General features: G+C 53.1%; 17 protein-coding genes. 10 read left to right on the top strand and 7 right to left on the bottom strand.

Annotated features, from left to right (window positions below; all coding sequences use genetic code 11):
* The first annotated feature begins 37 nt into the window (after positions 1–37).
* Together AXW11_RS13580 and AXW11_RS13575 are read left to right on the top strand one after the other, a co-directional pair.
* On the top strand, positions 38–1090 hold the full coding sequence (locus AXW11_RS13580; protein WP_072678647.1) for an efflux RND transporter periplasmic adaptor subunit: 1053 nt from the start codon (positions 38–40) through the stop codon (positions 1088–1090).
* Entirely contained in the window at positions 1087–4125 is a 3039-nt protein-coding gene (locus AXW11_RS13575; RefSeq protein WP_072678648.1) for an efflux RND transporter permease subunit, read from the top strand. The genes AXW11_RS13580 and AXW11_RS13575 overlap by 4 nt, the downstream gene beginning before the upstream one ends.
* Positions 4126–4494: 369 nt before the next feature.
* On the opposite strand, the gene AXW11_RS13570 is transcribed toward AXW11_RS13575, so the two are convergent.
* The 3 genes from AXW11_RS13570 to AXW11_RS13560 are packed head-to-tail and all read right to left on the bottom strand — an operon-like array spanning position 4495 to position 6271.
* On the bottom strand, positions 4495–5277 hold the full coding sequence (locus AXW11_RS13570) for an ImmA/IrrE family metallo-endopeptidase (protein WP_091642671.1): 783 nt from the start codon (positions 5275–5277) through the stop codon (positions 4495–4497).
* Positions 5277–5696, bottom strand: coding sequence for a hypothetical protein (locus AXW11_RS13565; RefSeq protein ID WP_091642668.1), 420 nt, complete (start codon positions 5694–5696; stop codon positions 5277–5279). The genes AXW11_RS13570 and AXW11_RS13565 overlap by 1 nt, the downstream gene beginning before the upstream one ends.
* Positions 5693–6271, bottom strand: a complete 579-nt coding sequence (locus AXW11_RS13560; protein WP_091642666.1) for a hypothetical protein — start codon at positions 6269–6271, stop codon at positions 5693–5695. The genes AXW11_RS13565 and AXW11_RS13560 overlap by 4 nt, the downstream gene beginning before the upstream one ends.
* Positions 6272–6424: 153 nt before the next feature.
* Between AXW11_RS13560 and AXW11_RS20805 the strand changes: the two genes are divergently transcribed.
* The 7 genes from AXW11_RS20805 (at position 6425) to AXW11_RS13530 (ending at position 14800) form a co-directional block, all read left to right on the top strand.
* Positions 6425–6697, top strand: coding sequence for a DUF3892 domain-containing protein (locus AXW11_RS20805; RefSeq protein ID WP_091642663.1), 273 nt, complete (start codon positions 6425–6427; stop codon positions 6695–6697).
* Positions 6698–6712: 15 nt separating this feature from the next.
* Positions 6713–6949, top strand: coding sequence for a DUF2188 domain-containing protein (locus AXW11_RS13555; protein WP_091642661.1), 237 nt, complete (start codon positions 6713–6715; stop codon positions 6947–6949).
* Positions 6950–7324: 375 nt separating this feature from the next.
* Complete coding sequence (locus tag AXW11_RS13550; RefSeq protein ID WP_091642658.1) at positions 7325–7948, top strand: restriction endonuclease subunit S; 624 nt, start codon at positions 7325–7327, stop codon at positions 7946–7948.
* Position 7949: 1 nt separating this feature from the next.
* Positions 7950–9467, top strand: a complete 1518-nt coding sequence (locus tag AXW11_RS13545) for a type I restriction-modification system subunit M (RefSeq protein WP_091642656.1) — start codon at positions 7950–7952, stop codon at positions 9465–9467.
* Positions 9457–10755 (top strand): restriction endonuclease subunit S, encoded by a 1299-nt coding sequence (locus AXW11_RS13540; protein WP_091642652.1) that lies wholly within the window; start codon positions 9457–9459, stop codon positions 10753–10755. The genes AXW11_RS13545 and AXW11_RS13540 overlap by 11 nt, the downstream gene beginning before the upstream one ends.
* Positions 10752–14030, top strand: coding sequence for a type I restriction endonuclease subunit R (locus tag AXW11_RS13535; RefSeq protein ID WP_091642649.1), 3279 nt, complete (start codon positions 10752–10754; stop codon positions 14028–14030). Before AXW11_RS13540 ends, AXW11_RS13535 begins: the two co-directional genes overlap by 4 nt.
* Positions 14030–14800, top strand: coding sequence for a M48 family metallopeptidase (locus AXW11_RS13530; protein ID WP_091642646.1), 771 nt, complete (start codon positions 14030–14032; stop codon positions 14798–14800). Before AXW11_RS13535 ends, AXW11_RS13530 begins: the two co-directional genes overlap by 1 nt.
* A gap of 166 nt (positions 14801–14966) precedes the next feature.
* On the opposite strand, the gene AXW11_RS13525 is transcribed toward AXW11_RS13530, so the two are convergent.
* The 4 genes from AXW11_RS13525 to AXW11_RS13510 are packed head-to-tail and all read right to left on the bottom strand — an operon-like array spanning position 14967 to position 20854.
* On the bottom strand, positions 14967–16400 hold the full coding sequence (locus tag AXW11_RS13525) for a tyrosine-type recombinase/integrase (RefSeq protein ID WP_091642643.1): 1434 nt from the start codon (positions 16398–16400) through the stop codon (positions 14967–14969).
* Positions 16397–16996, bottom strand: coding sequence for a hypothetical protein (locus tag AXW11_RS13520; protein ID WP_091642640.1), 600 nt, complete (start codon positions 16994–16996; stop codon positions 16397–16399). The genes AXW11_RS13525 and AXW11_RS13520 overlap by 4 nt, the downstream gene beginning before the upstream one ends.
* A gap of 2 nt (positions 16997–16998) precedes the next feature.
* The gene (locus AXW11_RS13515) at positions 16999–19083 is read right to left on the bottom strand and encodes a hypothetical protein (RefSeq protein WP_091642637.1); all 2085 of its coding nucleotides are present in this window, start codon (positions 19081–19083) and stop codon (positions 16999–17001) included.
* On the bottom strand, positions 19067–20854 hold the full coding sequence (locus AXW11_RS13510) for a hypothetical protein (RefSeq protein WP_143071144.1): 1788 nt from the start codon (positions 20852–20854) through the stop codon (positions 19067–19069). The genes AXW11_RS13515 and AXW11_RS13510 overlap by 17 nt, the downstream gene beginning before the upstream one ends.
* A 629-nt stretch (positions 20855–21483) precedes the next feature.
* On the opposite strand from AXW11_RS13510, the gene hrpB reads away from it, so the two are divergent.
* Positions 21484–23577 carry an ATP-dependent helicase HrpB gene (gene hrpB / locus AXW11_RS13505; protein WP_258955201.1) on the top strand — a complete coding sequence of 698 codons (2094 nt, stop codon included), beginning with the start codon at positions 21484–21486 and terminating at the stop codon, positions 23575–23577.
* Positions 23578–23801: the final 224 nt, after the last annotated feature.

The following is a 23801-nucleotide window of genomic DNA, read 5'->3' as shown; positions in this document are numbered from 1 at the left end:
TACTCAAATCTGGATTTTGCCAATCGGGACACCTGCCATGCGCTGTATGCTGACCCTGTTTATCTCGCTGCTCATGCTGTCTGGTTGTCAGCAGTCTTCGGAACCGCCCCCAGATGCCCGCGCCCCTATCCCCTGGGTAAAAACAGTTGAACTAAAGGACGCCGGCCCAACAGCGCAGAGATTTTCAGGAACCCTGCGAGGCCGCCACGAAGTTCCTCAGGCCTTTCAGATCGCCGGTCGGATTCAGCATCGTTATATCGATGCCGGTCAGCGCGTGGAAAAAGGCGACTTACTGTTCAAGCTCGATACACGGGACCTGGTGGCAGCCGCAGGGGTCGCCGCCGTGGATCTTAAGCGTGCAAAAGCGGCCCTGGCAATTGCCACCAATGAACTCCAGCGCCAGCAGCAACTTGTGGCGCATCAGTTTGTCAGCGAACAAACCCTGCAACGCCTTGAGTTGGCAGAGCGTGAGGCGCGCAGCCAGGTGCAAACCGCTTCTGCACGCAATCAGCAGGCTCAGAATGCCCTGGGGTATGCGGAACTGAAAGCCGCCCATGCAGGCGTGGTCACTGAGGTCATCGTTGAACCTGGCCAGGTTGTGGGTGTCGGACAAACCCTTGCCGTTCTGGCCGAAGATCAATCGCTGGAAGTCGAGGTTTTTTTACCAGAGGGCAGTAACCCGTCCATGCGCGGTTATGTCCCTTTACCCAATGGCGAACAGCTTGCTGTGAGCTTGAGAGAGATTGCCGGGGCTGCCGACCCCGCAAGCCGGAGCTGGCGTGCCCGATACAGCCTGGAGGGGCCCTACCCCTCGTCTTTAACCCTGGGGTCGGTGGTGAGTGTGCGGTTAGCGCAGAAGCAAACCGCCCCCAGCCATCGCGTACCGCTGGGTGCCCTGGATGAGAGAGGGCAAACGCCGCAGATCTGGTTGGTTTCCGACGGCACGGTAACGCCCCTGGCGGTCGAGGTGATCGATCTGGGTGAGGAGTATGCGAAGATCAAGGTCGACATCAAGGCGGGAACGCCCATCGTCGCGTTGGGGACACACCTGCTCACGCCTGGCATGGCAGTGCGGGAGCTGGTTCAATGAGCTTACCGAATCTTTCCGCGCTGGCAGTGCGCGAGCGTTCGGTCACCCTCTTTTTTCTTTTGCTGTCCGTTGTTGCCGGTTTCTACGCGTTCTCGTCCCTGGGTCGGGCGGAAGACCCTGCGTTCACCGTCCGGGCGATGGTGGTTTCTGTCGTCTGGCCAGGGGCAACCCCCGAGGTGCTGCAGAACCAGGTCGTGGATCGTTTGGAAAAGCGAATCCAGGAGGTGGTGTATTTCGATAATATTGAGACAACCATTCGGCCCGGGCAGGCCGCCATGGTTATCCGATTCCTGGATTCTACTCCGAGTGAAAAAGTGTCGGACCTCTTCTATCAAGTCCGCAAGCGCATGCTCGATGAGCGACCCAACCTCCCCCAGGGTGTGATCGGCCCCATCGTCAACGATGATTTCGCGGATGTGTATTTCTCCCTGCTGGCGCTGACGGCACCCGGGATGCCAATGCGTGAACTGACCCGCGAGGCAGAATCGATACGGGATCGCCTGCAACGGCTGCCCGGCTTGCAAAAAGCACAGCTCCTGGCGGAGCGTCCTGAGCGGGTGTATCTCGAATTTGATCAGGACCGGCTCAACAACCTCGGTTTGTCGGCAGAAGAGGTGTTGCAGGCGATAGAGGCCAACAACCGTCTTCAGCCTCTTGGCTTTGTTGATCTTGCCGGCCCGCGGGTTTATGTCCGCAGCAACATCGACCTGTCTGACCTTGAGCGCCTCACCTCAGTACCTCTCCGTATCGGCGACCAGCTTATTACCGTATCTGATCTGGCCGAGGTGCGTTTAGGGTATGAAGATCCTTTGAGCTACATCGTCCGCTCCAACGGTGAGGATGCGATCCTCCTGGGTGTGGTCATGCGTGCGGGTGAAAATGGCCTGGAATTTGGCGCGCGGCTGCGCGAGTTTGTCAGTACCGAACAGGGCAGGCTGCCGCTGGGAATGTCAATACAGACCCTGACCGATCAGGCGGAAGCCATCACTCAGGCGGTTGATCTTTTTCAGGTCAAGTTTCTGGTTGCGTTGGTCGTGGTGATGGGGGTTAGCATACTGGCGATCGGTCTGCGCGCGGGTTTGGTGGTGGGCATTGCGATTCCTGTGACCCTCGGCCTGACTTTCTTGTTGATGAAAATGGCGGGCATAAACCTGGACCGCATCACCCTGGGTGCGTTGATTATCGCACTGGGTCTGTTAGTGGACGATGCGATCATCGCCATTGAAATGATGATCGTGAAGATGGAGAGCGGCTGGGACCGGGTACGGGCAGCCAGTCATGCCTGGAGCGTAACCGCCGCGCCCATGCTGTTCGGTACGCTGGTGACGGTGGCCGGATTTGTCCCCATCGGATTTGCCCAGTCCGGAGTGGGAGAATACACCGGCAACATCTTCTGGGTGCTGGCTTTTTCGTTGTTGATTTCCTGGGTGGTGGCGGTAACTTTTACGCCTTATTTGGGCGTCAAGCTCTTGCCCGATTACACCGGGCATATGGGCCAGGACCTTTACCAAAGCGCGTTTTATCAGCGGTTGCGTGGGGTGATCACAGCGTGTGTTCAGTACCGGAAAACCGTCGTTTTTATCACAGTGGGTTTGCTGGCGATCAGTGCTTTCGGGATGGCAACCCAGGTGCAGAAGCAATTTTTTCCCAGTTCTGATCGCCCCGAAGTTCTGATCAGTGTCTACGCTCCGCAGGGGAGCGCTATTGCCACCACGGATCAAAGTGTCAGACGCCTGGAAGCGATTCTGATGGACATGCCGGAGGTGAAAAGCCTTTCCGCTTACATCGGTGCCGGTGCGCCCCGATTCTTCGTATCGGCCAACCCCGAGCAGCCGGACCCGGCATTTGCCAAGTTGATTGCCATTGGGCAGGACGTTAAAGGGCGCGATCGCATCATCTCGGCGCTGGAAACCAGAATCGCGGCGGGTGAATTTCCGGAGGCACGAGTGCGGGTGACGCGTTTGCTGTACGGTCCCCCGGTGGTCTGGCCGGTCAGTTTTCGTGTGCTGGGTCCGGAATCCGATCAACTCAGAGAGATCGCGCACCAGATCCGCACTCTCATGACCGGGCATCCGAACATCGTCATGCCGCATCTCGAATGGGATGAGCGTGTGCCCACTCTCTATCTTGATATGGATCCGGAAAATCTGGGTTGGATGGGCCTGACTCCGGCAGAGGTTGCCCGGCAACTGCAGTTCCAACTCCGCGGAGTGGCCGTCACCGAACTGCGCCAGGGCATAAGGAGCGTTCAACTGGTGGCGCGTAATGCACGTGGCGAAGTGATCATGCCGGAAGATCTTGAGATCAAAACCCGCGACGGCCGCAAACTTTCCGTACAGCAACTGGGCAAGTGGCAGGTTCGTTACGAGGACCCCGTCATAAAGCGTTACAACCGTGACCCCTTCCTGGCCGTTCAGGCCGATGTAGAAGGTGCCCAGCCACCGGATGTCACCAAGGAGATATGGAGTGCGATGACGGGCCTGCGCGAACAGTTGTCGGAGGGTTACCGTATTGAAATCGGCGGTACGGTGGAACAATCAGCCAAAGCCAATGCTTCAATCCAGACATTACAACCGGTGATGTTGGCGTTGATGCTGATCTTTATCATGCTTCAGATGCGTTCCTTTATCGGCACATTGACTGTTCTTGCCACCGCGCCACTGGGGCTGATTGGGGCTGTGCTGGCTTTGCTGCTGTTTAATCAACCCTTTGGCTTTACCGCGCTGCTGGGGCTGATTGGCCTGGGCGGCATCCTGATGCGAAATACCATGATTCTGACGCAGCAGGTGCAGGACAACTTCAAAGCAGGAATGGCTGCCCGGGAAGCCGTTGTCGAAGCGGCAGTCCAACGTGCCCGCCCCGTGGTACTCACCGCCCTGGCGGCCGTTCTGGCGTTTGTACCTCTGACCTTTGACCTGTTCTGGGGGCCGCTGGCTTATGTCCTTATCGGTGGCGTGGCGGTCGGCACTCTGATCACGCTATTGTTTGTGCCGGCGCTTTATGCCCTTTGGTTTCGATTAAAGAACGAACGCTGAGATTAGATCGGCCCCACAGTTTAGACTGGTTCAGGCATCCCAAAGCTAGCTGAAACCCCTGACCTGCACCCAGCTTCCTTTCCATGTGATCGTCTGGCGTCCGTGATTTGCTCCATCAATTAGGCTGTATGAAGCATAAGTGATTTGCTCGTCGGCCCTGAGCGGAGGCTAACTTGAATGTCCGCTTTTGTTTAAGAGAAGATTTTGATAGACAACTGATGAAACGACCGACACCGGCAAGACATTCTCCTAAAGAGTCGTATGCCTGGTAGTCTTGAGTGCGGTCGCAGTAGGAGCTAATCGGGCATGAAAAGTACCTGAACAAGTTTTCTGGATTGTCCCTACCTGCTCAGCCTCCGAGCATTCGTCTCATTCTAACTTCACAAGAGAAGTCTCATCCTCCCACCAAATCAGAGAGAGCACGGTGCCTCTTCCTATTCGCACAGAATCCTCCACAACGACATACTCTTCAACACCAGGGTGGCTGACCCACTCCTCCGCATCCACAGTGACCGGCCCAGGCGAAGCTAAGCCGGCATTTGTGATGAGGCTGTGAGCTACCGAATGTCTGCTGATAAGTCTGTTGACGCGAACGGAAAGGGGAAGCTCGGGATGCCTCCAACTCCATCGGTATCCCTGCAGATTCGAACAGACGACAATGGCTGGAAAGCTACCGAGTTCAACCAGACGTATTGAAGCTGCGGTCAAACTGACTCGAAATTGCCGTGCCAGATACGACGCGCTCGCCATTGTTACAGCCATGCCTTGGGCCGCTTTCATGAAGAGTTGGGCAGGCATCAATAGCTCAACCGCAAAACGATTTGCAGCCGCCTCACGGTCGTCCTGATAGTCCTTGAGCTTAAACGGTGCCAGATCTTTGGAGCGACAACTGGCAGAAACCTGCCCGCGATCTTGAGCCCAATGTCCTAATTCATGAGCGATGGAGAACCTCTGACGCTCAATTGATGCCGTTCGATCAACCGTAATGATAGCCTTGCTGCCCTTTCCTACGATTCGAGCCGCGCAACTGGTCAACTCTCTATACTTAACCCGGGCACCGCAGAAATATGCCATCACCTCTATATCAACGTCGTCAGGGCTCACGATTCCCATTTGCTGCCAGAGCCCTTCTGGCGTGATATTTCGACGCATCAGTCATCATCCTCGTCGTTTAATTCAGCGAGATCCTCCAAGATGCCAGTAATTTCTTCATCGGATAAATCAGACGGGTCCTCCAGCTCTCTGAAAGCCAGAGTTGCTGAATCTGACCACCTGTGCGCACCGGACAGTATTTGGATGAGTAATGAGCGCCGCTCCTCAGCCGTTCCGGGTAAGCTGGATTCTCTGATATTGGCTTTCTCTTTATTCAACGCGGTTCTCGTGGCTTCATACGGCGTAACATCGACGTCGCCTACTGAGTCGCGAATGAGATTCCTCATTTTATCGGTTGCCTGGTCCGCATTCGCACCAAACTCCCGCATGATCATTTCATCGGACATTTCAGCAGTCTCGTCTGATAGCGCATCCAAAAGAGCATGCCAGCGCTCTTGATCGCTTCGAGCTCCGCTCATGGTGCGTTCTCCCCAGTTATTAACCTGCTAACAACGCGGCGGAGTCTCTTTCGCGCGGCGTCATATTGATTCTGAGACATATGAAACTGGGATAGAGTTTCATTTGCTGTCAAACCCTCGCCAAGGGCAAGTGCTATTGCCTGGGCATGGGGGTCATTTACCAAGTTGCTGGTTACTTTCTCAAGCATTTCTTGTGCATATACCGCATGGGCTGGATCTGTGCTAACGCCGGCTTCTATCACGCAGTTGCCGGAATCTACATTTCCGGCCTGATCTACTTCAACATCCATTTCATGTTGGGCAGCGATGGCAGCATGTTTGGCTCTAGATGATACGATGCTGCCGAAGACCATTCGCATAAAAGGCGCTGTTTCGACACCCCTGGGCCACCGCCTAGCACCAGAGACTACGCGATCGAGACCGTCAGATAACAAATCGTCAGGATCACAATTTCGTAGCTTCTTTGCCTGAAGCTCCGCCATTCGTCTTAGCCGCAGCAGGTCCGCTTCTAACAGGCATGATAGCTTGGCCCTCACCTCGTCCGTGCTGAGATATTCATCATCTTCACGTCCCATCCACCCCTCCTAGACAGATACTTCTCTCCAGCCTCCTGATTTGGACATCTGGATGAGCGTCCAAATTTGCGCTCTGGGGAGAATACACCTCATGAGGGGCGCTTTCATCTTTCGCACCCTCACCACAACTGACATATGAAGAGGTGAACCGAAATGGCAATTGAACGAGCAGTATACAAAACAGCAAAGGACAGAGACGGCGATATCACTGGATTATGCCAGTCCGGACAGCTGTGGTCGCCCCGACGCAAAGCGGACGCGATTAGGGACATTGAGGGGGGTGCCTATAGGTACTACGTTCCAATGAAAGATGGATCAAAAACGCCAATTCGAGTCGTCAATGGTCCAAATGGGAAATATCTTCGGTCAGACTGGGACCAGACCGAACGAAATAATCTTGACCAACTACCTGACTGCACCTGCTAGAAGGAGGGCTGAGCAATGCCGAAGAAAAAAGATGTTCACATCGTTCCGCATGAGAATGGCTGGGCTGCCCAGCGTGAAGGGAGTTCCCGCGCATCAAGCGTGCACCGTACGCAGGCAGAGGCTATACGGCAGGGGCGCGAGATGGCCAAACAAGATCGAGTAGAGTTAGTCACGCACGGCCGGGACGGGCGAATACGGGACTCGGACAGTTATGGCAATGATCCGAATCCTCCGAAGGACAAGAGGCACTGACAGGGGACCCAGCCATGGACGGCTGCCCTCTATCTGCTGAGACCGGTTTAGACTTAGGTTGTTTATGACTAACACTTTTGCGATTCGCCCAATGGTCTACTGCAGCACCTCGCCCCTCTATCGTGTAGGTGCTCCTTCTTAACCGGACATTTAGACATAAGCCAAGGCCTCGATGTCGACAAAGATTACTGCAGAGAGAACCGCAGGCTGGCCACTATCTGTGTCCGGCAACTTAGTGTTCAATCGCGACTCTTTTAGTCGCAATGCTGCAGAGGTCATCGCTTGAATTTAAACTCTGCCGCCTAAATGCATATTGCGTAATGATGCACCGTAATCTAGTCTTAAGCTCAAGAAATGCATCATTGAGAATACTGCATGACCAAATTCGCCAAACACCAGCTGCCATTGCGCAGCCTGGCCGCCATCCATCCCGGCTATCCCTTCCGTGGCAAGATGCCGGTGGACAAGGATGGCAATGCGTTCGTGGTGCAGTTCCGCCACCTGGTCGTGGGAGAGTCCCTGGACGACAAAGACGGCAAAACCCTCGATCGGGTGACCCTGCCAGGCAGGCGGCGACCGGATTTCCTCTGGCCCGGTGACATCCTGTTCATGGCACGGGGCACTCGGAATGACGCGGCGGTGGTCAAGGCATTGCCCCACAACACCGTCTGCACCCCGAATTTCTTTCACCTGCGTCTGAAACCCGAGGCCTTCAGACTGATGCCCGAGTTTCTCGCTTGGCAGCTGAACCATGTGGATGCCCAGCGATACTTCGCCATGTGTTCACAGGGCTCCGCGGCCCCCAGTGTGACCAAGACCCAGTTGGGCGATCTGACCGTAGTGGTGCCACCCATCGAGCAGCAAAAGCTGATGATGAAGCTGGTCTGGGCCGCACAGCAGGAACAGGCACTCTTGGAACAACTAATCGAGAACCGGCAGCGCATGGCCGATGCGGTTGCCCGACACGTACTTCGTCCGGATACGACAACAGGAAAATGAGATGAGCAAAGATTCGATCAAGCAGGAACAGATCAACAAAGCGGTTTGGAACGCCTGCGATACCTTCCGGGGTACCGTAGATCCCAGTATCTACAAGGACTACGTACTCACCATGCTGTTTGTGAAGTACCTGTCCGATGTGTACCAGGATCACTACGACAACTACGTGGCCGAGTACGGCGACACGCCGGAGCTGATCGAAGAGCTGATGAAGAACGAGCGCTTTGTGCTGCCTCGGGATTCCGGCTTCTACGCCCTGTATGACCAGCGCCACGAGCCCGGCAACGGCGAACGGATCGACAAGGCCCTGCATGCCATTGAAGAGGCGAACATCGTCAAGCTGGCCGACGTATTCCAGGATATCAGCTTCAACTCCAACAAACTGGGCGATGAAAAGCAAAAGAACGACATCCTGCGCCATCTGGTGGAAGACTTTGCCCGGCCTGAACTCAACCTGCGTCCGAGTCGGATCGGGAAGTTGGATGTCATCGGCAACGCCTACGAGTACCTGATCAAGAGCTTTGCCGCTACCTCCGGCAAGAAGGCCGGTGAGTTCTATACCCCGCCGGAAGTCTCCGAGCTGATGGCTGAGATCGTCGCGCCGAAGGAAGGGGATGAGATCTGCGACCCGGCCTGCGGTTCCGCCTCCCTGTTGCTCAAGTGCGCCAACCAGATCCGCAAGAGCCACGACGGCTCGAAGAACTTCGCCCTCTTCGGTCAGGAAGCCATCGGCAGCACCTGGGCCTTGGCCAAAATGAACATGTTTCTGCACGGGATCGACAACCACAAGCTCGAATGGGGCGACACCATCCGGAACCCCAAGCTGCTGGATGAAAACGGTGGCCTGAAGCAATTCGAAATCGTGGTGGCCAACCCTCCCTTCTCGCTGGAGAAGTGGGGCTTTGAAGGTGCCGACAGCGATCCCTACGCCCGGTTCCGACGCGGAGTGCCGCCCAAGACCAAGGGCGACTACGCCTTTATCCTGCACATGATCGAGACCCTGAAGCCGAAGACCGGCCGCATGGCTGTCGTTGTACCCCACGGAGTCCTGTTCCGGGGCTCCAGCGAAGGCAAGATTCGTCAGAAGCTGATTGAGGAGAACCTGCTGGATGCCGTCATTGGCCTGCCCGAGAAGCTGTTCTACGGCACCGGCATCCCGGCGGCGGTGCTGGTGTTCCGTAAGGACAGGACGGACAACAACGTGCTGTTCATCGACGCCAGCCGCGAGTTCAAGGCCGGTAAGAACCAGAATCAGTTGTCCGATGAGAACATTGCCAAGGTGGTCGACACCTACAAACAGCGCGAGAACCTCGACAAGTACGCCTACCTGGCCAGCCCGGAGGAAATTCAGGAAAACGACTTCAACCTCAACATCCCCCGCTATGTAGATACCTTTGAGGAAGAGGAAGAGATCGACCTGATGGCCGTGCAAGCGGAGCGGAGGGAAATCGAGGCTGAGATTGCGAAGCTGAACGAGCAGATGGACGGTTATCTGAAGGAGTTGGGTTATGGTGCCTGAGGGTTGGAAACCGACAAAGCTTGGTGACATCTCATCACTGGTAACGAGTGGTTCCCGCGATTGGGCAAAGTTTTATTCGGATTCTGGCAGCAAGTTCATCCGGATGACGAATCTTCGCAGGGATGGCATACATCTGAAAATGGATGACCTGAAGTTCGTCAATATCGAGTCAGGCTCAGCTGACGGGAAACGAACTTCACTTCAAGCGGGTGACATTCTTATTTCTATCACGGCAGAGCTGGGCAAAATTGGTTGGGTTCCACCTGGTTTGGGTGAAGCCTATATCAACCAGCACACCGCGCTAGTAAGGGTGGAGCCAACAGAGTCTGAATCTAAATTCGTAGCATATCTCCTTTCCTCGAAACCCTATCATCGCCGAATCAATGCGTTGAATGATGCGGGAGCAAAGGCAGGTCTGAACCTAGCCACCATTCGATCCCTGCCGATAGCATTACCTGATATCCCCGAACAAAAAAAGATCGCCCAGATCCTCTCCACCTGGGATCAGGCTATCACCGCCACCGAGCGCCTGCTTGCGAACAGCCAGAAGCGGAAGAAAGGGTTAATGCAGCAGTTGCTGGCCGGGAAGAAGCGGTTGGTTGATATGAGTACAGTTCCGTCACATGGAGACTTCAAACCATCGAAAAGCCCCTACAGGCATTTGCCCTCGAATTGGGCTGAGGTCACTCTCTCCAACGTATCCTCATTTATAACGAAAGGTGCAACACCAACGACATATGGTTTTGAATGGCAGGATTCAGGAATTCCGTTCATTCGGAGCGAGTGCGTAAGTGAAAATGGGTTCAGAGCATCTGGGCTTGCCCATATATGCAGAGACGCTCATGAGGCAATGGGACGATCAAAGGTATTCAACGGCGATATCCTGATCACAATTACCGGAAATGTTGGGCGCGTTTGTATGCTTCCGGAGCGCTTTGAAGAAGCGAATATAAATCAGCATATTGCGAAGATAACATTAGATGGAGCGACTGTAGACCGTGACTTTGTCTTTCAATGTCTTCAGGATCGAAAATATCGCGTTCAGTTCGAGAGAATTACAACTGGACAGGCGTACCCACAAATCAGTTTGGTTCAGGTGCGAGACACAATAATTCCGATGCCTCCGTTAGATGAACAGCGAAAAATCGCTCTCGTGCTTTCGACTGCCGACCACGAAATTAGCGCATTGAAACTTAGGCTCAGTGCTTTAAGGCAAGAGAAGCACGCCTTGATGCAGCAGCTACTAACTGGAAAGCGTCGAGTGAACGTGGAAACGGAGGCCGCATGAACACCACCCCTCAAGGGAATGAGCAGCATTCCAGCCACATCCCGGCCCTGGCCACCCTGATCAACCTGGGCTGGACGTTTCTGCCAGCCACGGAGTGCATGGCCCTGCGGGGCAGCCAGCGGGAAGTGGTGATGAAGCCGGTGCTGGAGCGGGTGTTACGCCGGCGCAAGTTCGAGTTCAAGGGGCAATGGTACCCGTTGTCTGACCAGGCGGTGGATCAGGTGATTCGAGAGGTCACGACACCTTCCATGGCTCAGGGGCTCATGGACGCCAACCAGTCCGTGTACAACACTCTGACCCTCGGTGTGACCGTCACCGAGTTCATCGGCGGCAAGAAGGCCCAGCCCACGATCCATCTGATCGACTGGGAGAACTTGGACAGCAACGAGTTCCATGTCACCGAAGAGATGGAAGTGTTGTCCGCTCAGGGCACCCACACCCGCCGGCCCGATGTGGTGGCGTTCGTCAACGGCATTCCCCTGGCGGTGATCGAGGCCAAGAAGGCGGCTTCCGGCAACCCCAACAAGAACATGGTTGAGGAAGGCATCAGCCAGCACCTGCGCAACCAGAAGAACGATGAAGTCCCGTACCTCTACGCCTTCGCCCAGCTGCTCTTTGCGATCAGTCGGAACGACGGGCGGTATGGCACCACGCACACCCCGCTGAAGTTCTGGTCAAAGTGGACGGACGAGGAGTTTGATGACCGGTACGTGCAGGACATCAAGAATCGCACGTTGCCCGAGTCGGACAAGGACGCCCTGTTCCAGGATAAACCTCCGAAGATCCGGGCCTACTTCGAGCAGCTCTGGTCCCAGTCCGTCATGCCCACCGAACAGGATCGGCTTCTGGTTGGCCTGCTCGACCGGTACCGGTTTCTGGAGTTTCTGCGGTTCTTCATCCTGTTCGATCGAAAGGTCGGGAAAATCGCGGCCCGGTACCCGCAGGCTTTCGGGATCAAGGCGCTTCTGGAGCGCATCTCCGACTTCAAACCCAGCGGCGAGCGCAAAGGCGGCGTGCTCTGGCACACCACCGGCTCCGGCAAGTCCTTCACCATGGTCTATCTGTGCCGGGCCCTGCTCCTCAGTGACGCCCAGAAGAACTGCCGGATCATCGTGGTCACCGACCGGGTGGATCTGGAGAAGCAGCTCTCGAAGACCTTCCTTACCGGCGGGGCTTTTGGCTCCGACATCGCCGGAAAGAAAAGCGGCGACTCGCTGGCCAAGACCCGCTCCGGTAAGGATCTGGCCAAGCGCATCGGCCAGGGCAATGAACGGATCATCTTCACCATTATCAACAAGTTCGCCTCGGCCGCCAAGCAGCCGGAGTGCTACAATCCGTCCAACAACATCATCGTCATTGTCGACGAAGGACACCGTAGCCAGGGCGGTGAGAACCATCAACGGATGCGCCAGGCCCTGCCGAACGCCTCGCTTATCGCCTTCACCGGCACCCCGCTGCTGAAGAACGAGAAAAGCGAAACCGCCGAGAAGTTTGGGGCCATCATCCACGCCTACACCATGAAGCGGGCGGTCGAAGACGGCACCATCACGCCACTGCTGTATGAGGAGCGCAAACCGCTTCTGGATGTGAACCAGCAAGCTGTCGATACCTGGTTCGAAAAAGTCACCGCGTCCTTGTCGGACGACCAGAAGGCCGATCTCAAGCGCAAGTACGCCAAGCAGGGCCAGATCTACACGGCCCAGGATCGAATCAAGCTCAACGCCTTCGATATCGGCGTGCATTTCAGCGAAAACTTCAAGAAAGCCGGACTGGAACTCAAAGGCCAGCTGGCCACCGACAGCAAACTGAGCGCGATCCGCTACAAGCAGCACCTCGACAGCTGGGGCCAGGTCACCAGTGCCATCGTGATCTCACCACCGGACACCCGCGAAGGTCATACCGACGCGGACGAATCCAATCTTCCGCTGGTGCAGGAGTGGTGGAAAAAAAACGTCACTGGGGATGCTCAGGACTACGAGAAACACATCATCGAGGACTTCGGCACCGATGGGCCGCCGGATATCCTGATTGTCGTGGACAAACTCCTGACCGGCTTCGATGAACCACGCAACGCGGTGCTCTACATCGACAAGCAGCTCAAGGGCCACAACCTGATCCAGGCGATCGCCCGTGTGAACCGGCTCCACCCCCAGAAGCCCTTCGGCTATCTGATCGACTACCGGGGCATTCTCAAGGAACTGGATACGGCTATCAGCGACTATCAGAACTATGAGGATCAGACCCAGGGCGGGTTTGCCATCGAGGACATCGAAGGCCTGTATGCCAACGTGGACACCGAATACAAGAAACTCCCATCCCTTCACGACAAGCTCTGGAGCTTCTTCGGTGAGGTGCGCAACGTGCTGGATCAGGAGCAATACCGGCAGATCTTCATGCCGAAGTATGAGACGGACGAAGACGGCGTGGAAGTCGATACCCGACAAGCTCTGCGGGAGGATTTCTACGAAGCCCTCACCGAGTTCGGCATGTGCCTGAAGACAGCTCTCTCCACCCAGAGCTTCTTCGAGGACAAGGCCTTCACCGAAACCGACATTCGCCGGTACAAGTCCGATCTCAAGTGGTTCTCCGATCTGCGCAAGGTCATCCGTCTGGATGCTCAGGAAACCGTGGACTACTCCGAGTACGAAGGCCAGATTCGGGATCTAATCGATCGATACGTGATCGGCGTGAGTGTCACTCCCGGTGAAGAACCGGCTCTGATTGCCTCTGTGGAGGACAAGCCGGAGGACTGGTCAGAGGAAAAGACCAAAAACGAAACCGACAAAATCAAAACCCGCACCAAGAAGACCATTGAGGAAAAGCTCGGCGACGATCCCTACGCCAAGAAGGTGTTCTCCGCCATGCTGAAGGAAGCCATCGAGAAAGCGGAGTCCATGTTCGACTACAAGGCCCAGTTCAAGTTGTTCAGCGACCTGGAAGCGATGGTGGAAGACCGTGAAGTGCCTGGCCTTCCGGTAGACCGGTTCGAGGGCAACAAGCACGCTCAGGCCTACTATGGCGCGTTCAAGCTGGTGCTTGGGGAGGACTTCGCCCCGCTGGAAGCCGAAAAGGGTGAGCAGCTTATTCAGGAGGCCTTCGAGATCGACCAGGTGGTGAACCGGGCCGTGGCCGAGAACTCCCTGAACCCCGTGGGCATTGAGCAGGATGTCCGGAAAAACCTGCTGCCCCGGTTGTTCGGGCTGATCGGACTGGATAGGGCCAAGGCCATGCTCGATGAGGTGGTGCAGATTCTCCGTAACGGAGCGGCCCGGTGATGACCTCCGTAGAGTCCCATCAGGACGAACAACCGTTGGAGTACGTGGCCCGGTACGGCGACCGGGAGTTCCGGTACCACCTGTGCTATGTGCCGGAACATAAAAAAGCCACCATAAGGGTTCATGTGCATCCCAATGGCATGGTGCAGGTCGATGCTCCGGAGTCGGCCCAACTGCCGGCCATCAAATCCGCCGTCCAGCGTCGGGCACGCTGGATACTCAAACATCTGGACGACATCGCCGAGCGCAACCGGGATGTCCGACCGCGACAATGGGTAAGCGGCGAGAGTGTTCTGTACCTGGGCCGGCGGTACGTCCTGAAAGTTATCCAGGCTTCAGATCAGCGCAAAGTCACCTGCAAGCTGATCGGCGGCCAGCTGCGTGTGCAAGGCAAAGACCTGACACCGGATCGGATTCAGAAAGCTGTGCGCCAGTGGTACCGGGATCGCGCCCTGGATGTGTTCCAACGACGGCTAGATCTGATGGTTGAGAGTCTGCCCTGGACAACAACAGCACCGGCCTGGCGCATCATGGAGATGCAGACCCAGTGGGGGAGCTGCTCACCGGAGGGAGCCATCCTACTGAACACGCACTTGATTAAAGCCCCCACCGGAGCTATCGACTATGTGCTGCTGCACGAGATGTGTCATCTGGTAGAACACAACCACAGCCCTCGTTTCTATGGGCTACTGAATCGGTTTATGCCAGAGTGGCAGTCAGTAAAGGAAGGGCTTGATGGTAGGGCATGTTTGTACCTCAACCAAAAATAAGAATAGCTCAAGGAGAAGCACTTGAGGAATATAGCTGAATCTCCGCAGCACCATCTGCCACAGCGATGAGTGGCGGTTTGTTGTCCGGCGTCGATCGTCCGCCTTACTGCTATTTGCGCTGTTCACCGGTCATTTTTTATTATCAAGCTGGCGAAGGCGGTCAGGGTTACATTGATGATCCCCGCTTCTCTGCTATTCTCATATCCTCCTTTCTCAGAGCGTGAAGTATAGTCAATTCTTCTCGATATTGGTCGACCGACAACTCTCCTTTCGTTAAATTGGCTAGAAGCGCCTCCTCCTGTTTTGTGTAATAGTCGAGAGTCAAAATCATTTGTGCAGAGGAAATTGTTTCTGAATAGTCTACAAGTCGCTGGAAGGCCAAGTGGATGTAGGTGTCTAACGTATCGATATTTTTGTGACCAGTCCATTGCGCCACCTCAGCCTTGAATGTTTCAGTATTAAGCAACGCTTTGAACTGCTCTGGTTCATTGAATTGGTGGCGCTGAATGAGTAGGACAAAAAGGTTTGTGCAAAACGCATGTCGAAACATATGGGCACACGCAGCTTCCGATACACCAGCCGCTTGCCTAAGCTTATATATCTCTGTGCCTAAAGTGCCACTTTTCAAAGCGCGACCAGTTGTGCCTGATATAAAAAAATAACCATGATCATAATTAAGGCCAATAAATTTCTTAACGACAGGGTTGCGGTGAATCCTTATATGTTGCTTGAGAGTATTTAGAAGACCTTTGCTCACTGGTACGGTTCTTTCATCTCCATCTTCGCCTTTCAGAGTGTCCAAGCGAAGCATCGGGTCCTCCATCTTCGCCGCCGCCATTATGTCTGACACTCTCAGTCTTGCGAGCTCTCCCCGTCTAGCGCCGGTATTTTCCAGAAGATCCATGAGGCAGGTTCTTCGTCGCTGTATAAAACGGTCGCTGGTTTCTTTATTGGCTTCACGTAACTTCAGGACAACATTTGGGTCGATGGGGTCACGGGAACGCAAAGGCTCCCCCCCAGAAATTGAAGTATGTATCCATGTTTCTTGATGCTTGGTTTTTCGCCTACCATTTTTGTCATTGTATTTAACCTCAGAAAAGCGTTTCTCACCACGAATAATACCCTCAGGTGAAACAAAATCTTTGATGCCGTAGAAATTTCCTACATATGATAGGAAATCCAAGGTACGGCGTGCTATTTCATTTGTCTTATTCTCACTCCGTACTTTTATTGTTGGTTTGTCGATGCTTACCTCAGTACGCAGGGCCGATATGAAGCCTGAAAAAATGTCGTCATTGACGTCGGTTATATCTATATTTTTGTTGAAACAATAACGGATAAGTTGGGATACGTCACGTGCGATACCGCCAACAGTACCTCCACTCGCGTCTCGTCTGGAAAGGCTTTGACCTCCTCTTCCTGCGCGATCAGAGACGGCCATAATGTAGAGATTGCCGATTAGACAGGGGCTGCCGTCAGGCCAAGAAATAAAAGGTAAATTGTCTCTGTTCTTAGTAACCAAATTGCGAAGTGAATAATGGCTGAATAAATCCAGTTTAGGAATCAATGTGATCAATTGCCTTCTGTCTTTGAGTCTCATCTTAGATGATCTCTGAAAGGATTGATATTGACCACGTTATCATCTCCACAATTATAGGGTGCAGGATTTATAGAAATAATTGCTCTAAGTCTCTCGGCAGAGTCAGAACAAAGCTTGTCCTTTGCTTCGATTTTTGATGTTGACATAATATTTTTAAAGGATTGCAGTGCGTTAGCTACACCCTGTAAAAGAATAAGGTTAACTTTTCGATGCTCCTCTAATAAGTGCTCTAGTTCAGAGACCTTTTTCTGTAACCCTGCCTTTGTTCTTTTGTTGGGAGCCTTTTCCTTTTCCAAATAATGGTTGATAGCGTCGCGCGCATTAATCCTTAACTTGTCAATAAAATCAAAGCCGCTGTCAAAAAGTTCGTTTGAATACTTTTTTAAAGTATTAATACTCATTGGTGACGTTCGTCGAGACTTGCTGTCGACAAAGAACTCTATGTCTAAACTAGCGGTTCTCCTCTGATCTTTAAGGTCAGACAGTAGATCTTTGTTATCAGCGTAGGTGCCGGGATATTCCGAAACGTCATTTAGAAAATCTTTCAGGGCTATTACGCCGTCGATAGACTTTTGCACGCGTGAGTTGTATGCCATAACTATTCTACATCCAATATCTTGACAATGACGCGCATCTGCTCGCCATTTTCATCTTCAAAAAATTCAGGTTCAATTTCTATTTCACCATCTTCCAGGAGTGATCGGATATAATCTTCAAGCTCGTGAGAATCAACTAAATGAAAATCATCAGTACCAAACTTAGCTTTTATTAAGCATGAAAGTTCTTCGTAATTGTCGTCCCCATTATGAGTTAAGTATTCTGTGATATATTGGGCTTTGGCGCCTCTCAGAACGGGACCATCGGTAGTTTCAGTAATGTAATGCCAAACGTGCTTTCTATCTGTATGCCCCAGCATCCATTGGAGAGTTTCGAGCCCTCCAAAACTTGACGAATAGAAGAAGAGCATAGAGAAGAAACGACGCAACTGATGTTGCCTAATATAATATCGCTGACCTTCGGCATTTAGCGGCGTTTCAAAATAGTCACAAAAGGCATCGAAATTACGATGATGCGTACATTGCCCAGAGTACGACAAGCGTATTTCACCAGACATCGGAGGAACAGAAAATAGGTTGGTGTGTTTCTCTAGGGCGCCCAAGTTTATAAGCTTTGATTGAAATTTTTCTATTGTCTCGATCATTTCAACGGCGATAGGTTCTATGGGGCGAGCTTCGGTTTGCCGAAGACCAAATACCCCACTAGTGCTTTTTCTGTTTTGAAAAAGGAGCCATTCTTTTGATTCATCGAGGCAATTACCAGCAATGAGATCGCATAGTTCCCCTTGGCGCCTCGCCATCAAAGCGCCAACGACAGTTTGAACAGCACCATAATAGACGGCAACAAGCTCGACCAAGCCTTGATTCGATCTCAAGGCGTTGAAGTGCTCTTCTTGGGCTAATCGCCTGGAGTCAGTTGGCTGGGTGCCCGGGGACCTAGTAGTTAGGCCAAGTCTCTTCACGCCTAATTCTCTGAGGCTCGGGGTCACTAGCTCGACTATTGTTTCATGCTCAAGCCGGGTGGCGGTCCTGCCAGATTGAATGCAATATCGGGCCACACTCAAGTAACTATCGAGTATTTCGTCGCCATATTCAATGTGGAACTCAATGGCATTCCTGACTGCCAAAAAAACCAGATCAGATGGAAGGGTTCGGTATCTTCCAAGTTTATTAACACTTGGCTGGTAATTGTATATTTCAATAAGACTGTCCACGGGTGGAGCAGGAATGTCTAGTGCGTGAAGCTCGCCTAGAGAATAGAGATTTTCTTTGAAGTAGCGAAAATGTGTGGTACTCATCTCTGGCTTTTCTTCTCTGGTCGAGCAAGGAGCCATGCTGAATTCCCTTTGGCCAGAAACCTCACGAGGTACTTCAAGAATCTTGAAGCCATGTTTCGCTTCGGACTTCAGTCTAACTGTGTTCTTGTATATTTCCTTAGATAACACGATCGAGTTAGGAACCAGCCCGCGCGACCTAGATTCATATAATCCATGGTGCATAATTGCAGCCCGAACAATCGGTACATCTGAAAGGCCAATATCAAGCAACCCCTCATCTTCTTGTTCAGGTGTTATAATTTTAAGACTGGGATTGTCATTTAATAAATCGTAAAGCCGACTTTGATCGATTGAGTTAGCCAATTTTATCAAGTATTCAGATAAGTTTTCTGACCAGTTGAATAGCGACTCATTCGTAATGGCATTGGCGGCTATCTTATCCAGTATGAGCTTTAGATCATCACCTGTTATTGCAGCCAGGCCAGTTTTCGATAGATGGTAGGCTGAGGAGTTGTGTAGAAAATAGTCGATAAATCGGATTACTTGATTAAACGCCGACGCCTGTGTTTTTACGGCATTGGTAAGGCTGCCAGTTCCCCTCTTAGCAGAGGTCGCGATAATCAACCAATGCTTAAAGCCTTGCAGTAGATCAGCATGTTGCGGTGACAATAAATTTGACCCATCATCAAGCTTCACACCCCAATTTAGTTTTTTATTTTTCTTGTAATTGAAATTATAAAGCCAGATAGGTTCCTGGAAATCACTCAGAAGCCAATCCGCTTTGCTGTATTTGAGCTTAGGAGCTTGTAAGACATCTTTGAGAAATAATAACTCAGCTGGGAGCTGCATGGATCATCCTCATCATTCGGTTGGGATCGGCGTGTAATCGGGCTGTATCAAGATGCTCTTGTAGTAGCGGATCCGCCCCCTTGTTGATCTCGTTTGAGATAAGCTGCGAAACTTGGCTCCAGTATCTTGCAAGTCCATTGACTTGCTTGGGAGTTGGAGATAATTCGACTGCCTTTTCCAAGGAAAGAAGGGCAGTCAAAATGCCTGCATCGATGCTTATCAGGACATGTCCGTCGTTGCTATCAACCTGCGAACTCTCATTTGACGGATTCGAAAGGTGTCTGGGTATATCTCTCAATCTGTGGTTAGAGAGGAATTGATGCAAATCTTCCATCGTTTCAAAGCTAGCGGCCCGTAATAGGTGGGGACTGGACTTCATCGCCTCACAGATAAACGCTTTTTGGAAGATGCGAATCCATCTGGTCTGGAAAAACGCCAATATAGGTTCAGGTAGGTAATTGGACAAAAGGGCTGTACTGTAATTTTTATGACCAAGCGCCTTAGCCATCGCGTCTACACTTTGGGTCTCTAGATAAATCTCCACTGCTCTTGATGCACGTAACGTGCTCAGTGATACTCTCCTCATAAAGCGAATGGCATCTTCTTCGGCATGAGGTTTATCAAATTCCTTCAATACATCAATAAATTTATCCTTTGCAGACCTGACACTGCGTTGACTTGAAATTGTACTTGTTGACCATGATGGCACTTTTGCAATCCGCGGTTTGCCAAATCCTCTACCACAAGTAAGGAACAAATATCGCCAATTGTCGTCATCTATCTTTCTGCAGTATGATCTTAAGGGAGCTGTTATCTCTATTATTTGCTTAACGAGGTTCGTTGCCTTATTTGTAAGTTGAATCTTTTGTTGTGCTAAATGCTTTCCTCTTCGTCGTTTGTAGCCCATAAGCTGATAGCCCTCGCCAGATTTAGTAAATCCAACTAGTCTTCCCGCTTTGTCATAAAGGGTAAATTGTGTAAGAAAAGTTGGAGTAATTTCTGGGTGCTCATAAGCTAGAAGGAGCATAAAAGGATAAAGTGTGTTTACCGTAGGAAGACCAAGTAGTTGCGCAAGCGTGTATTTTTGTTCAAAGCCAAAAAGTTTTACTTGCGTATTTTTCTGGTCCACTAGGTCACAGTAATCGATGCTCTCAAATGTAGCACAAAGATTATTTAGGCCAATCTCATTGAGAGACCTCTCACTATTTTTGCCAGTTTGGCAGACCCCGTCTTTTGCGAGTTCTAGCCGCCTAACAGATCGTTGATACAGATCCCTAGTAAAATACTCAGCCCATGCGTGTACTATAGAGACATCTTTTCTGACATCGTTGAACAGTAACTCAATTGCTTGCTCATCTGTGTACTGGAGCGGGACTTCTGTGATCAGCTTGGTTTGAACCTGGGCTCCGTCTTCGCTTATTTTGACATGAGTTTTCGCACCAGATACTCCTGGTCTTATATAGGGTTTTGGTAAAGAAAGGGAAAAGGGTGCTGCCCAGAGACCAGTATCAATAAAAGCCTGGTGAATGTTATTTATAAATGTTCCCCACTCTTTCAGTTTAGAGTTGATGTTTAAGCCTCGCTTGTGGCAGTCAAAAAAATGGTCCCGCATGAACTCTTTGAAAAAATCCTCAATTCGTAAAGGATCAAGGAATGTCTCAGCGGGCCATTTTGTTGGATCTTCCGCAAGATAAGAGATAAAGGTGTTTGGGATTGTTAGCAATGGTCTTGCCTGCTTTTCAAAGTGACGCTTGTATGCATCAAAAACCATGCACGCAAAATCTTTACCATGACTATTCCATAGTAATGGGATTCGTAGATGTATGTCTTTGCTCTCCCTGCTTGTGGCCATCCAGCCTGACCAGTACAGGCATGCTTCTGTATCTAAGAATCTCTTTTTTGCTTCCCATCTATGGGAAAACCTATCAGGCAGATCTGGGCTCCATTTATGAACGAGTAGGGACGGAATGTCAGATTTTAGTGATTCTAGGGTTAGCGCAAGAACTCTGATCAGTTGATATGTGTTTTGGCGTGGTAAATCTACGAGCTCTCCAGAACTTAGCGCTCCAATGAACTCCTCTACGATCTTGATGAAACTACTCGACGATAGATAGGTATATGAAATGTCGGTGTTAGTGATGTCACAGAAACATTCGAAAAGACGTATCAGGGTGTTTGCGCGTCGAGCTATGGTTCCTTGGACTTCGATATCAGCATGCTTCCGCAGTGCGGCAACGACGCTCTTATCCAGTCTCTTGAACGGATAGCTTTTAAGAGCTGCAATTTGCGTGACAGGTGTCATTTTGATGAAACCCCAAAAAAATGTAAAAAAAGCAAGCAGAACAGTAAGTTAACCATAATTGACAAAGAAGAGCAAGAAGCAAAAACCACGAACGGTCATTGCAAGCTGATCTTGGGCTGGCGTTGGTGCGGGAAGCCCGCCAGGCCTTGAGGGAGGACCTGCGGATCATCGTCATGTCCGCCACGTTGGATACCGCACCCATAGCCCGGTTGCTGGGTGATGTACCGGTGCTGAGAAGTGAAGGCCGGGCGTTCCCTGTGGAGGTGGCGTATCGTCCGATTCCGCGCAATGGCCGGGTAGAAGAACAGGTGGTGTCCGTTATTCATGAGGCACTGGCGGATCAGAGTGGGTCGTTGCTGGTGTTTCTTCCCGGTGCGGGCGAGATTCGTCGGGTTGAGCGTCAGCTTCAGAACCAGACAGGCAACGATGTGATCGTGGCACCGTTGTACGGCAACCTGAAAAGCGAGGAGCAGGACCGGGCCATCGCGCCGGCGCCCGAAGGTTTCCGCAAAGTGGTTCTGGCCACGGCTATTGCCGAATCCAGTCTCACCATTGAAGGCGTGCGCGTCGTCATCGACAGCGGTCAGCAACGCCGGGCGGTGTTTGATGCCAACAGTGGTATGACACGGCTGGTGACGGGCTGGGTGTCAAAAGCGTCTGCGGAGCAGCGCAAGGGGCGGGCCGGGCGGATTGAGCCTGGCGTCTGTTACCGGCTGTGGAGCGAGTCCGCCCAGTTTGGTCTGGCCGAGTTCACCCCGCCGGAAATACAGGAAGCGGACCTGGCACCCCTGGTGCTGGAACTGGCGCAATGGGGCGCGCGGTCGCCGGATCAGCTGGACTGGATTGACCCGCCCCCTGCTGCGCACTGGCAGCAGGCCGTGGCGTTGTTGCAGTGGCTGGATATGCTGGATGCCGACAGCGCCATTACCGAACATGGCAAGGCGGCGCGGGACATGGGCGTTCATCCACGGCTGGCGCACATGATTCTACGCGGACGGGATATTGGCCATGGCTATCTCGCGGCCGAGTTGGCGGCGCTGCTGGAAGAACGGGATCTGGCGGGCCGATCAGCCGGGGCGGATATGCAGGAGCGGGTCAGGATGCTGCGGGGTTCTGGCCCGCGACAGGGTGTGGATACCGCCAGGGTGATATCGATCACCAAGTCGGTGTCCCGCCTGGCGGCAGGGCTTGAACGACCACAGGCAATGCCCTCCGAGGATGAGGTAGGACGCGTGCTCGCACAGGCCTACCCGGACCGGATTGCCCGTAAACGGCGGGGCGAAGCGCCGCGATACCAGCTCAGCAACGGCCGCGGCGCAGCCCTTCGCAGCGACGACAGGCTGGCTCGCTATGAGTGGCTGGTTGCCGCTGAACTGGACGGCAAGGCCAGGGAGGCCACGATTTATCTTGCTGCACCGGTTACCCCAGCGGTGCTGGAACAGGACCTGTCCGGCCACATTGAAGAATACGAGGAGGCGGTCTGGGACGAGCGACGCGGAACCGTGGTGGCCCGTCGCGTCCGAAAACTGGGGCAGTTGGAGCTGGAGGAAACAGCCTTGCCGGCCCCGTCACCGGAACTGGTGCAGCAGGGGCTGCTCGCCGCCGTGCGCAAGAAGGGCCTTGGGAGCCTGCCATGGACGCCGGCGGCGGAACAATGGCTTGCCCGGGTCACCCTGCTGGCAGAGTACTTTCCCGGAGAATGGCCAACGGTCAGCAAACGTTGGCTGACAGACAACCTGGAAACCTGGCTTGGTCCGTTCCTGGCAGGGATGACCCACTGGCGTGACCTGGACAAGCTCAACCTGATCCAGGCTCTTGCCAGCCTGCTGGAGTATCCGCAACAACAGGCACTGGAAGACCTGGCGCCCACCCGCCTGACGATCCCAACCGGCCAGTCCGTGGCGCTGGATTACACCGCAGAAAACGGCCCGGTACTGGCGGCCAAGCTCCAGGCCCTGTTCGGCTGGACCAAAACTCCTACGGTTGCCGGAGCCCAGGTGCCGGTGGTGATCCACCTGCTGTCCCCAGCCCAGCGCCCTCTGGCCGTCACGGCCGACCTGGCAAGCTTCTGGCAGAACGCCTACCCGGAGGTCCGCAAGGATATGCGCGGTCGGTATCCCAAGCACCCCTGGCCGGAAGATCCCCTGACGGCCGATGCGAGTCAGGGGACTAAGAAGCGTCCTGTTCGTTGATTCTTTACCTTTGGCTTTGGGTAGGACTGAGGCCTTTGTGGGGATCGGGGAGGTGGGGGGTATTTTTCCTTGGGAATGGAACTCGCTCCGCTCAGACACCCATTCCTGGCGGAAAAATACCCCCCACCTCCCCGCTCTATTGACAAATGGTGATGTCGTTACGGAAAGCTGGAATTTAACTGCGCTTTGATTTCGAATGTATGCGTGCGGACACCGTACCAGCG

It is taken from the genome of Marinobacter sp. Hex_13 (assembly GCF_001566815.1).
GTDB classification, from domain to species: Bacteria; Pseudomonadota; Gammaproteobacteria; order Pseudomonadales; family Oleiphilaceae; genus Marinobacter; species Marinobacter salarius.
The sequence above is the reverse complement of the archived record's forward strand: the minus strand, read 5'-3'. Positions and strand labels throughout refer to the sequence as shown.

Excerpts from the sequence above, each read along its gene's own strand:
- AXW11_RS13580 (WP_072678647.1), top strand. The coding sequence starts at position 38 with ATGCGCTGTATGCTGACCCTGTTTATCTCGCTGCTCATGCTGTCTGGT.
- AXW11_RS13575 (WP_072678648.1), top strand. The coding sequence starts at position 1,087 with ATGAGCTTACCGAATCTTTCCGCGCTGGCAGTGCGCGAGCGTTCGGTC.
- AXW11_RS13570 (WP_091642671.1), bottom strand. The coding sequence starts at position 5,277 with ATGCGTCGAAATATCACGCCAGAAGGGCTCTGGCAGCAAATGGGAATC.
- AXW11_RS13565 (WP_091642668.1), bottom strand. The coding sequence starts at position 5,696 with ATGAGCGGAGCTCGAAGCGATCAAGAGCGCTGGCATGCTCTTTTGGAT.
- AXW11_RS13560 (WP_091642666.1), bottom strand. The coding sequence starts at position 6,271 with ATGGGACGTGAAGATGATGAATATCTCAGCACGGACGAGGTGAGGGCC.
- AXW11_RS20805 (WP_091642663.1), top strand. The coding sequence starts at position 6,425 with ATGGCAATTGAACGAGCAGTATACAAAACAGCAAAGGACAGAGACGGC.
- AXW11_RS13555 (WP_091642661.1), top strand. The coding sequence starts at position 6,713 with ATGCCGAAGAAAAAAGATGTTCACATCGTTCCGCATGAGAATGGCTGG.
- AXW11_RS13550 (WP_091642658.1), top strand. The coding sequence starts at position 7,325 with ATGACCAAATTCGCCAAACACCAGCTGCCATTGCGCAGCCTGGCCGCC.
- AXW11_RS13545 (WP_091642656.1), top strand. The coding sequence starts at position 7,950 with ATGAGCAAAGATTCGATCAAGCAGGAACAGATCAACAAAGCGGTTTGG.
- AXW11_RS13540 (WP_091642652.1), top strand. The coding sequence starts at position 9,457 with ATGGTGCCTGAGGGTTGGAAACCGACAAAGCTTGGTGACATCTCATCA.
- AXW11_RS13535 (WP_091642649.1), top strand. The coding sequence starts at position 10,752 with ATGAACACCACCCCTCAAGGGAATGAGCAGCATTCCAGCCACATCCCG.
- AXW11_RS13530 (WP_091642646.1), top strand. The coding sequence starts at position 14,030 with ATGACCTCCGTAGAGTCCCATCAGGACGAACAACCGTTGGAGTACGTG.
- AXW11_RS13525 (WP_091642643.1), bottom strand. The coding sequence starts at position 16,400 with ATGAGACTCAAAGACAGAAGGCAATTGATCACATTGATTCCTAAACTG.
- AXW11_RS13520 (WP_091642640.1), bottom strand. The coding sequence starts at position 16,996 with ATGGCATACAACTCACGCGTGCAAAAGTCTATCGACGGCGTAATAGCC.
- AXW11_RS13515 (WP_091642637.1), bottom strand. The coding sequence starts at position 19,083 with ATGCAGCTCCCAGCTGAGTTATTATTTCTCAAAGATGTCTTACAAGCT.
- AXW11_RS13510 (WP_143071144.1), bottom strand. The coding sequence starts at position 20,854 with ATGGTTTTTGATGCATACAAGCGTCACTTTGAAAAGCAGGCAAGACCA.